This window comes from Romboutsia lituseburensis, from assembly GCF_024723825.1.
Lineage (GTDB): Bacteria > Bacillota > Clostridia > Peptostreptococcales > Peptostreptococcaceae > Romboutsia_F > Romboutsia_F lituseburensis_A.
Genome location: NZ_JANQBQ010000001.1, coordinates 2,996,634 through 3,007,969, shown reverse-complemented (window position 1 = coordinate 3,007,969; position 11,336 = coordinate 2,996,634). Strand labels below are relative to the sequence as shown.

General features: G+C 29.5%; 8 protein-coding genes. 1 reads left to right on the top strand and 7 read right to left on the bottom strand.

Going from position 1 to position 11,336, the window contains the following annotated elements; genetic code table 11:
* Positions 1-101: 101 nt before the first annotated feature.
* The 4 genes from NWE74_RS14575 to NWE74_RS14560 form a co-directional block, all read right to left on the bottom strand.
* The gene (locus tag NWE74_RS14575) at positions 102-1,454 is read right to left on the bottom strand and encodes an alanine:cation symporter family protein (RefSeq protein ID WP_258243713.1); all 1,353 of its coding nucleotides are present in this window, start codon (positions 1,452-1,454) and stop codon (positions 102-104) included.
* Between the two features lie 224 nt (positions 1,455-1,678).
* Positions 1,679-3,328, bottom strand: coding sequence for an amidohydrolase (locus NWE74_RS14570; protein WP_258243712.1), 1,650 nt, complete (start codon positions 3,326-3,328; stop codon positions 1,679-1,681).
* A 91-nt stretch (positions 3,329-3,419) separates the two neighbouring features.
* Positions 3,420-4,775, bottom strand: a complete 1,356-nt coding sequence (locus NWE74_RS14565; RefSeq protein ID WP_258243711.1) for an alanine:cation symporter family protein — start codon at positions 4,773-4,775, stop codon at positions 3,420-3,422.
* Between the two features lie 406 nt (positions 4,776-5,181).
* Positions 5,182-6,705: a helix-turn-helix domain-containing protein gene (locus NWE74_RS14560; RefSeq protein ID WP_258243710.1), complete on the bottom strand. Its 1,524-nt coding sequence runs from the start codon at positions 6,703-6,705 to the stop codon at positions 5,182-5,184.
* 323 nt (positions 6,706-7,028) lie between these two features.
* Here NWE74_RS14560 and NWE74_RS14555 point away from each other — a divergent pair, with 323 nt between their 5' ends.
* Complete coding sequence (locus tag NWE74_RS14555) at positions 7,029-8,336, top strand: conjugated bile salt MFS transporter (RefSeq protein ID WP_258243709.1); 1,308 nt, start codon at positions 7,029-7,031, stop codon at positions 8,334-8,336.
* Positions 8,337-8,470: 134 nt separating this feature from the next.
* On the opposite strand, the gene NWE74_RS14550 is transcribed toward NWE74_RS14555, so the two are convergent.
* The 3 genes from NWE74_RS14550 to NWE74_RS14540 form a co-directional block, all read right to left on the bottom strand.
* On the bottom strand, positions 8,471-8,929 hold the full coding sequence (locus NWE74_RS14550; protein ID WP_258243708.1) for a DUF1097 domain-containing protein: 459 nt from the start codon (positions 8,927-8,929) through the stop codon (positions 8,471-8,473).
* Between the two features lie 110 nt (positions 8,930-9,039).
* Positions 9,040-9,540 (bottom strand): PaaI family thioesterase, encoded by a 501-nt coding sequence (locus NWE74_RS14545; RefSeq protein WP_258243707.1) that lies wholly within the window; start codon positions 9,538-9,540, stop codon positions 9,040-9,042.
* A 138-nt stretch (positions 9,541-9,678) separates the two neighbouring features.
* The gene (locus NWE74_RS14540; protein ID WP_258243706.1) at positions 9,679-11,310 is read right to left on the bottom strand and encodes an amidohydrolase; all 1,632 of its coding nucleotides are present in this window, start codon (positions 11,308-11,310) and stop codon (positions 9,679-9,681) included.
* Positions 11,311-11,336: the final 26 nt, after the last annotated feature.

The following is an 11,336-nucleotide window of genomic DNA, read 5'->3' as shown; positions in this document are numbered from 1 at the left end:
GAATTTTTAGGCCAAATATATTTTTCATAAAAAAGTATCTAAAATTAATAGTTACTATTATCCTTAGATACTTTACTGATTTTTACATTATATCAATTTTATTATGATACCTTATTATTTGATATTTTGAAGTTGTAGTCCCTTATTTTATACTTACTCCATTCAAACTCTGCAAACATTGCCAATGCACTTATATTTAATCCGATAGAAATAAGAAGTAATAAATCCAAAATATTAAATATCATATCAAATTTAAATATAGCTAATACTGAACCCATAAATACAAGGACTATATAAATAATATTATTCTTGTGTTTGCTATTATCAAGTATATTGTTTAAAAGGAAATATCCTCCTAATAAGGTTGTAATTCCTGATAATACTATAAATATAAATAATATCATAAATCCAAAATTTCCAGTTACGTTTATAACCGTTTCAAAATAAGATACTAGTTTATATACACCTTTAGCGGACAAACTTATTGTTCCTTCATTCATACCATATGATGCTATATATGACGTTACTATAATAGATACTACTACTAATGTCATAGTTAATGTTAAAGATATAAAGCCTGCTACTCTAGGGCTAGCCTCTGATTTTGATGCAGCCATAGCTAATGTTCCTAGTCCAGGCTCAGCTATCTGTATAACTCTTTGCATCCCAAATATAAGGCCTAATGGTATTCCAAATAGTATGGATGTTGGATTTTTAAAACCAACAATCATTCTTTCTATGAATGTTGGAATATAATGAGCTGTTTTTAATGTAAATAATCCAAAGAATACAAAGTAAAATACTATAGCAACTAGAATCATGCCTATCATGCTTTTTATAAATATTTTTTCTCTTTTATTAAATATAACGATAGATACTATTGCTATAATTGGAATAACTATATATATATATCTTTGGATTGGTGACAATTCTATATTGCTTACTTTATCAAGCGCTGTAATCATTATTGCATCTATTCCTGTGAATTGAACACCTCCTATTGCAAAAACATAAAGAAATATCAATGAAAGTACATACATTTCTCCTGCATTCTTTGATATAAATTTTCCTATATACTCTCTAGGAGACAAATTTACAATCTTTGCAATTAAAGTCTCACAGTATGAAATTGGTATCAATACAATCGATCCAATTAACGCCCAAATTGCTACAGCTTCTACATATATTTGCCCACTAATTGAAAGTTTGCTAAGAGCGCCTAAAAAACCTATTATAGTTCCTGTCCCCACCATTGCGCCTAATGTTACAGATGTTTGAGGTATTATATATTTAAAGTTCAGCTTACTTTTTTCAGTTGTAAGATGCTTTATATTGAAAATCACTTGAACGCTTACATAAATACCCACTAAGATTAAAAATGGTATAAAAACTGGCCATGCTATATTTGATATTATTCTTAGCAGTTCTTCTATTTCTAGTATAAGATTTTCCATTCCCTATATCTCTCCTTTATTCTAGTATATATGCATAAATTAAGCGTTGGCTTATTTTTTACCAACGCGTAATTTACAATATCAATAACATCTTATATTTAGTACATATTTATATAATATTTTTAATATTTAATACTTTTTTAAATAGTTCATTTTTATTTGTATTTTATCAAAAATATAGCGCAAATTTATATTTGCGCTATATTCATATATTATTAAGTAAATTATGCTTCTTGTAAAATAGACTCATTTACAAATATTGTATTACCTTCTTTTATAGTTTCTAAAACTTTTATAGTTTCTATTTCATCACTTGCTATTTCAAGTGGATTTTTATCTAATATAACTAAATCTGCATATTTTCCAACTTCTATACTTCCTTTTATATCTTCTTCAAAATATTGATAAGCTCCATTTATAGTTACAGCTCTCAATGCATCCATAACTGATATTCTTTGATGCTCACCTAATACTCTACCAGATTCTGTAGTTCTATTAACAGCTGTATGCATAGCCATTATTTGATTTGGCATTTTTACAGGTGGATCTTGATGTAGAGTAAACTTTATACCCTTTTCTAACGCCCATCCTATTGGAGATATATTTTGAGCTCTTTCTGGTCCAAATACTTGATCATGGTGTAAATCACCCCAAAATCTTACATGATCATTGAAAAATGTTGGTACTGCATTTAAAGCTTTAACTCTATCCAATTGATCCAATCTTAAAGCTTGACAATGAACCATAACTGGTCTTAATTCTGTTCCATGTCCTGTTATTTCAACAGCTTTCTCATAACATCTTAAGAATTGCTCACATGCTTCATCTCCATTTACATGGGTATGAACTTGTATATTCATATTTATACAATCAACGTAATACACTGTTAAAACTTCATCTGTTTGAGTTCCATATCCACAATAATCAGCTGGTTGACCTGTTGGTACTAAATGATAAGGCTTGCTTAACCAAGCTGTAAATCCTTGTGGTGATCCATCTAACCAAGTTTTAGCTCCTGCTAACTTGTAGCGGTTGAAATATTCTCTAGTTGGAGTACCTTCATCTTTCATTAAGTTCTTAGTTGATGGTTGAGTAGCAAGTCCTACTACATCTATCATTAACATATTATTTTGAGCACAAGCTCCTAATATATGATTGTAGTGATTAGCTTCTTCAACTGAAGCATCCATAGTTGTTGTAACACCTAGTGAAGCGTATAATTTCTGAGCTTTAACCATTGCTTTTAATATTTCTTCAAATCCTGGTGATTTTACAACTTTCTTCTTTTCACTATCCAGTATAGCATTTTCCTCTAATACACCGTTTGGCTCTTTAGAATCAGGCGATACCGTTCTTACAACTCCACCTTCTGGGACTATATAATCTTCTCCTACATATCCATATAGCTCTAATGCTTTAGAATTTACAGCAGCTAAATGTCCAGATGCATGAGAAACTGTTATCGGCACTTCTTTACTTATTTTATCTAAATCAAATTTAGTTGGATGTTCTCCACCTTCAAATTTAGTGTTATCATATCCAAATCCTATTAACCAGTTATCTCCAGATGGAGGATCATTTCTAAATGACTCTTCTAATCTAGCTAATAATTCTTCTTTAGAAGTTACATCTCCTAATGTAACTATCATTAAAGTTTGAGCAACAGGAACTATATGACCGTGTGGATCTATAAACCCTGGCACCATTACTTTTCCTTCAAGATCTACTTTTGTAGCCTCTGAATCTAATGAAAGTATTTCTTCATTACTTCCTACAGCTTTTATTTTTCCTTCCTCAACCAATATAGCTTGAGCAACAGTTTCATTGTTGTCTACTGTTATTATGTTTCCATTGAAATATATTGTCTTAGTCATTTTTTATATCCCCTCTTCAGGCTAGTTTTTTAATTTATAAATAAAAACTGCTTAAAAAAATTAAGCAGCTTTTTTATCATTTTTATTTAAATTAAGCAGCTTTCTTTCCAGAAATATTTTTGTTTAACTTGTGAGCTTCCCAATGCTTAAATGTAAACACAGCTAATGCAGTTACGTTTACTCCACAAAGAACAAATAATAACAAGTCAACAGCTTCGAATACAACATTAGCTCCAAATACTGCTAAAGTACCAGCAGCTACTATTAATCCTAAGTATATTGCTATATTCTTATTTACTGCATTTTGCTTAAATAACTTTGTCATATAATAATATGATCCAAGTATTGTAGTTAATGCTGATAATACTGTGAATGCTGATAGTACTACTAATCCAAACATTCCTGTTACACTTTCAGCAGTTGCAATATATCCACCTAATCTTTGCACTGTCCCTACTGAAGCTCCATTAGCATCTACTAAAGCTAAAGTTCCATGTTGAACCCCCCAAGAAGCTATATAAGAAGTAACAACTATAGAAACGAATACTGTAACAGCTGTTGGTAATAAAGATATCATAGCTGCTTCTCTTGGCTGAGTATCTGCTTCTTGAGCAGCCATTGCTAACGCTCCAAGACCTGTTTCCGCAGTTTGTAACACTTTTTGCATACCTAGTATTAATCCTAATGGCAATCCTAGCATAGCACTTACTGGGTTAGCCATACCTTTCATCATACTTGAGAAGAATGTTGGAACATAATCAGCAGTTTTTATTACGAACATTCCGAAGAATGCAAAATATCCTATAACTGCTGAACCTATCATATAAGTCATAGCTCCCATAAATAATTCATGCTTCTTAGATAATACTAATGCAGCAACTACTGCTATTACTGGTACTACTATAAATAAATATCTTTGAACTAATGATAATTCCATATTGAATTTATCCATTGCTATAGATGCAACTACTGAATCTATACCACTGAATTGGAATCCACCGAAACCAAATACAGCTAGTGCAACGAATGCTATTGCATATAACTTTCCTAAACTAGGATGTAATAATGATGATATATACTCTTTTGGAGTTTTATTCATTATTTTAGAATTTAATGTTTCAGCATAAGATACCGGTAGCATTATTAAAGAACCTATTAAAGCCCATATAGCCATTGCTTCTATATTAGCTTGCCCTGAAGCCGATAATTTTGATAAAGCACCTAACACTCCTATTATGGCTCCAGTACCTATCATTGCTCCTAACGATATAGATGCCGGACCTATAACATTTTTAATTTGTAGCTTAGCAGATGATGTAGTTTGCTTTTGTATCATAAATATTGTTCTTACTGCCATTGTTGCACCAACCACGAACATGAATGGTAAGAATATTGGCCATATTGCTTCAGATACTTTTGTTATTATTACTTCTAATTGATGTAGCATCTTTTAATTCTCCTTTTAATGTTTAGATTTTTTCACATTTATTTGCTGTATAACTTTTTATAAAATTGATTATTTCTAATTTAAACCTATTTTTTTGCAATAAAAAAATAGGTTCTCCCTAAAATTCAAACACTAAATTTAATCAATAATAACTTTAGATACGTTTTCTTTTATCATAGATATATATTATAGTTAATATAGCCATTTTATTTTAAGAGCTATTTTATTTTAAATATATAACTTGAATAAATACTAACGTATCTAAAGAGCATTACTGAATCTAATGTTATTTTTAAGCGCCTATTTACAATTACAGATTAGCAATTTTTTATACTCTTAGTCAATGTATAATTTTTTATGGATTTTATTTATTTCAATAAATTCAATTTTTTATGAATAATTCAATTTAAATCTTATAACTTTCGTTTGGGTTAAACGTTCCATTTATAATTCTTGCATAAGCTAAAGTTTTAGATATTCTTTCTATTATTTCTTCCTTGTCATCTATAACTACATCTTCTCTATCATTCCATAATACTTTAAATAATTCATCACATAGACTTTTAAACTCGTTATCTTTAATAACTATATAATCATTTATATCGTCTACAGGATGTGTTTTTGCTAGTTTAATATTTTTAGATAAATACAATGATGGGTCTGCATTATTTTTAAAATCTTCTACAAAGCTTCCATCTACTAATTTAATTTCTACATTCTCTGATTTTTCTACTATATCTTGTATATACTTTATATGTCTTTCTCTTTGTTCTAATGTTAATTTTATAGGTATATTAAAAAACTTAAGCTCACCTGTTGATATATATCTTTTTAATTCTGATTCATACATTAAAACCTTAATTTTAGATATATACGTTACATTTTGTAAAAATATATTTATTTGTCTTAGCTCATTTAGTACCTTTTCATCATCTCCAAATATACTAGCTCCAACTTCCATGAATAAATCATAGGGCATAAAAAATTCATTCATAGAACCTATTAGCCATCTTAAGTCTTGTCCCATTATATATTGAATATATATTTTATCTTTAATTAAATCTATTGGAGATTTTCGCTCTGCAATAAGCTTTCCTTGATTTTTTAATATATCTTCTAAGCTATAATACATTTCATCTATTATATGTTTTTCTTTAGACATACTAGTGAATAGACATCTTCTATCCTTGGCAAATATAGCACTATGAAAAATTCTATCTTTAATTACAGCTAATATTGCATTTGAATCTACATCACAATTATATATTTCAAACTTCATATTAGGGTAAACTGTCATCATATTTATTATTAATATAGTATTAAACACTATATCTTCATGACTTCCTTCAAACCCCATTAAAAACCTAACTCTTATATCACTATCTTTTGATAGTTTATTTAGGCCTTCCTTCATATCAGCTATAGCCATCTTTTCATCATTATTTAACTTGTACAAGTTTGCTGAAATTATTAAATCAAACTTATTAGATTTAGTAGCAAATATACCAAAATCTTTATTTAAATATTGCTTTCTAAGCCTTGGATTTATATGCATTATACTATTATATGAATCTTCAGATCTTGTGCTTTTATAAACGTTTAAAGAACCTTTTCCTGCAGTTGTTAAGTATGATTCTCTTAAACTTCGTTCTATATACTTAGTTAATACATCTTTATCACTTACATCTATATCAATTTCAAAATAGTCTATAAGTTCTTGCTTTGATGTCGGCGTAAGGGACTTAACTATAAATTCTGATGTAATTTTACATATTATAGATATATTTTTTTGTGTCGGTAAATTTTTAGCATTAATCCATTTACTTATATATGATACATCGTAGCCTAATTCTCTAGCTAAAGTACTCTTTTTCTGATTTGATAAATATAATAATTTCTCTAATAACTGCCCAAAAACTATACTTTTCATGTTGCCATTATCCTCCCTGACTTTTATCATTTTGCCTTAAAAATAGTCAATTACTATTTACTATTTACATATAATTCCTATTATATTCTTTAATTGTTTTTTATTTTAAAGATATCTTAATCTAAGTATAAACTAAATCCGTTTTGAAATATTATTGAATTCATTGAATTATATTGATTCCATATTTCAATACAATTCAGCATGATTCATTGTGAATCGCTTAGATTTCATACCATTCTATGATATCATAAAATTACACAACGTATTCCTTTAATTTGTACAAAGCCTATTTACAAAAAAAATAAAGGAGAAATCATAAAATTATGAGTACTTTAAATGAAAACAAGAAAAAATTCGCCACTGGTTGGTTAATAGTTGTTGCATGTATGCTTATACAAGCTATACCATTCGGAGTTGCAGCAAACATTCAACCTCAATTTGTAAGTTATGTTGTTGAGGAAAAGGGATTTACTTTAGCAGGATTCTCGTTAATATTTACATTAGGTACAGTAGTATCTGCCATAGCTTCACCATTTATAGGTATGATGTTCAATAAAATAAATGTTAAAATGATGTATTTATTAGGATGTATACTTTCTGGTGGAGGATTCTTAGCATTCTCTATGTGTCAAGAATTATGGCAATTTTACCTTGTTGCAGGTGTAGTTCAAGTTGGTACAGCAGCTATATCTTCAATAGGGGTTCCACTTTTAATAAATGGATGGTTTGATGAATTATCTAAAGGTAAAGCAATGGGATTAGCTTTTGCAGGGGGATCTATAGGTAATATCTTCTTACAACAAATGACTGCATTTTCATTAGCTACAAATGGAGCTTCTAAGTCTTACTTAATGTTTGGGGTTTTATCATTATTAATAGGTATACCTGTTACATTATTCTTCTTAAGAATGCCTAAAAATGAAAATGAAATAGTTAAAGGTAAGAAAAAAGAAAACGGAAAAGAAAATGCTGAAAAATCAGTTTCAGTTGACTGGGGTTATACTTTTAAAGAAGCTAAAAACCTTAAGTTCTTCTGGTTATTTGGATTTGGTTTATTCTTCTTAGGTATGTATGTATCTGCCTTAGCAGTACAATATCCAGCATATCTAAAGTTACATTTAAAAATAGATCCTATGATAGTTGGTATGGTTGGTTCTATATTTGCATTATGTTCACTTGGAGGAAACTTATTTGGAGGTATAATATTCGATAAGTTAGGTATAACTAAAGGTTTATTTGTTGCTTTCATATTAGCTGGGTCTTCATGCTTAGCATTAATGTTTGCAGGTCAAATGCCTATGTTAGCTCAAGTATTTGCAGCTTTAAAAGGTTTATCAGTATTTGCTTATATGATGGGGCCTTCTCTACTTGCAGGTTCATTCTTTGGTAAAAAAGAATTCGGTGCTATACTTGGAGTAGTTCAAATATTCTTTGCTGTAGGATTCGCTGCTGGTTCTTCTGTGTTCGGATTATTAGTTGATAAAATGGGATACGGTGTTGCTTGGACTGCTATATTAGTGTTCATCTTTATATGTTATGGATCATTAATATTAGCTTCTATCGGTATGTCTAAGTTAAATAAAGAAAGAATAGATAAATTACAAAAAGAAGCTTTAAAAGAGGCTGCTTAAGAATATCTTTATTTGAATAGTTGTTAAGTTAAAGTTAATTAAATTTAGTTAAAGTCAATGTGTAATATCCTTAAAAATATAATATCTAAGTCTAAAAGCTACTGTAATTTGATAATTACAGTAGCTTTTAATTTTTAATTATTTTTTTTATTAAATACTTCAAATAACCATAGGCCAGTTGATTCACAGATGTAACCTAAAATTGCTCCTAAAATCAAAGCTAAAGCTACAGCCTTCCAATTACCACCAGCTGCAAATGTTGACACTGAACCTATAAAAGTTCCAGGAATAAAATCTAAAAATTTAATTTTAGCTTGTATACACATTATAAATGTTATTACTGCCGTTGTAATAGCTCCAATATGCTCAATTTCAATATATTTACATATTTTTATACTTATCATAGCCCAAAAAACACCACTTAAATTTGTTAAGATAGTCTTTTTAAAACCTTTTGATTTTCCTCCTGCTGCGAAAAATGATGTACAACCTGCAAATCCAGCCCACGCAATTAAGCCTAAGCTAGAGCTTAAAGCACTCCATATTCCACAAAAAATAGCAGTCATTAAAGAAAGTGCAAATAAACTGTCCATATTGCCTCCTAAGAATTTATATTTTTATGCTACAACACTATAAAACGTTATCATAAATTTGTCAAGGTTTATAATACGTCTTAAAATATATAAATTTTAGGGATTAATATTTATAATTCTATATACTCAGGTGTTTCTTTATTATCTAAAAACCATTCATCTTCATCCAAATTTTCATTAGTTATTTTATCTACCGGCATCTTCATATATTTTCCTGTAGCTGTTACTGCAATCTCTCCATTAGGTAATATTATTTCTCCGCTACCTTCAAATAGTTTTCTATTTTCTTTAGTTATACGACCTACTATCTTTATAGTTGTATCAGTTGGTACAGGTTTTTTATATTTTAAATCTAAACTTACTGTAACTCCCCATATAGTTTCATCATTTATACTAATTGCTCTTCCTATTGTTTCATCTAATAAAGTGGCAGACATTCCTCCATGAACTCTACCAGGATAGCTCTGATGCCAATCTTTTGTATCACAAACCGCTACTAATTCATTATTTTCTAGTTCATAAAAAGTTGCTTTCATTCCAAGATCATTATCTACTCCGCATACTATACATCTACTACTGCTTTTTTGTTTTTTTATAACTTTATGCTTCATTTTTACACCATCCTAACGATATATCTATATTTAATAATTTTACATTTCTGTCTTTTATTTTATCATTATTTTAATCTTTATAAAAATAAAAAGAAGTGCAATTAAAATTACACTTCTTTTTAACTAATTCAAATGACTTTATGCCTTGAATATAGTAGTCCCTTCTTTTATAGTTTCTAGAACCTTTATTTTTTTTAATTCCTTTTTATCAACTTCTAAAGGATTCTTATCTAGTATTACAAAGTCAGCATATTTTCCTTTTTCTATTGTTCCTTTTACATCCTCTTCAAAGTATTGGTAAGCACCATTTATAGTTACAGCTTTTATGGCGTCTAACACAGATATTCTTTGATGTTTTCCTAGTATTCTTCCACTCTCAGTTTCTCTATTAACTGCATTATGTATAGCTAGTATTTGATTTGGAACTTTTACAGGTGGATCTTGATGTAAAGTAAATATTATTTCTTTTTCTAAAGCTGATCCTATCGGAGATATGTTTTGAGCTCTTTCTGGCCCAAATACTGACTCATAATGATAATCTCCCCAGAATGCAACATGATCATTAAAAAACGTAGGTATAGCTCCTATTTTTTTTACCCTATCTAATTGGTCTATTCTTAGAGCTTGACAATGAACCATAACAGGTCTTAATTCTGTACCGTGACCCGTTATTTCAACAGCCTTTTCATAACATCTTAAAAACTGCTCACAAGCCAAATCTCCATTAGTATGAACATGTACTTGTAGATTATTTTTTATACAATTTACAAAGTATTCTGTAACTGTATCATCTTCTTGAGTCCCGTATCCACAATAATCTTTAGGCTGTCCTTCTGGAACAACATGATAAGGTTGACTTAGCCAAGCAGTTTTTCCTTGTGGTGATCCATCTAACCAAGTTTTAGCCCCTGCTAATTTGTAATGATTATAGTATTTTCTGTTTGGAGTTCCTTCATTTTTCATTTGGTTAAATGTTGAAAATTGAGTAGACAAACCAACTATATCTATTATAGTTTTACCATTGCTAGCTGCCGCTAATAACATATCATTATAATGATTTTCTTCATTTACCGATGCATCTTGAGTAGTTGTTATACCTAATCCCGCATACATTCTTTGAGCTTTTTCTATACTATCTAAAACTTGTTCAAACGTCGGTTGAGAAACTATGGTTTTCTTTTCCGGACACATAAAAGCATTCTCTTCTAATATTCCATTCGCTTCTCTTGAGTCTTCAGATACAGTTTGTACAACTCCTCCTTCAGGCACTTCGTAGTTCATTCCTGTATAACCAAAAGCCTCTAGACCTGGAGTGTTTACTACCATTATATGTCCTGATGCATGAGCTATTGATACTGGAATTTCAGTAGATATCTGATCTAAATCAAACTTAGTTGGATGTTCTTTATCTTCAAACTTAGAATTATCATATCCAAATCCTATTATCCAAGCTCCTTGTGGTAGCTTAGTTGTATTTTTATATTCTACTAATTTATTTACTAATTGTTCTTTAGAAGTTACCTCTCCTAAAGCAACCACTAATAAAACTTGGCTCATTGCAACTATATGTCCATGAGGATCTATAAATCCTGGTAGCATAGTTTTTCCTTCAAGATCAACCATCTTTGCATTTTTATCATTTAGCAATAATATATCATCATTAGTTCCTACATTTACTATCTTTCCCTCTTCTACTAATACCGCTTCTGCTATAGAATTACTATCATTTACTGTAACTATCTTACCATTAAAATATATAGTTTTTTTCATCATACTGTCTCCCTTTTTATGTTATT

Bases quoted from the DNA above. Each gene is read 5' to 3' on its own strand.
- NWE74_RS14565 (WP_258243711.1), bottom strand. From the start codon at position 4,775: ATGCTACATCAATTAGAAGTAATAATAACAAAAGTATCTGAAGCAATA.
- NWE74_RS14560 (WP_258243710.1), bottom strand. From the start codon at position 6,705: ATGAAAAGTATAGTTTTTGGGCAGTTATTAGAGAAATTATTATATTTA.
- NWE74_RS14545 (WP_258243707.1), bottom strand. From the start codon at position 9,540: ATGAAGCATAAAGTTATAAAAAAACAAAAAAGCAGTAGTAGATGTATA.
- NWE74_RS14570 (WP_258243712.1), bottom strand. From the start codon at position 3,328: ATGACTAAGACAATATATTTCAATGGAAACATAATAACAGTAGACAAC.
- NWE74_RS14555 (WP_258243709.1), top strand. From the start codon at position 7,029: ATGAGTACTTTAAATGAAAACAAGAAAAAATTCGCCACTGGTTGGTTA.
- NWE74_RS14550 (WP_258243708.1), bottom strand. From the start codon at position 8,929: ATGGACAGTTTATTTGCACTTTCTTTAATGACTGCTATTTTTTGTGGA.
- NWE74_RS14575 (WP_258243713.1), bottom strand. From the start codon at position 1,454: ATGGAAAATCTTATACTAGAAATAGAAGAACTGCTAAGAATAATATCA.
- NWE74_RS14540 (WP_258243706.1), bottom strand. From the start codon at position 11,310: ATGAAAAAAACTATATATTTTAATGGTAAGATAGTTACAGTAAATGAT.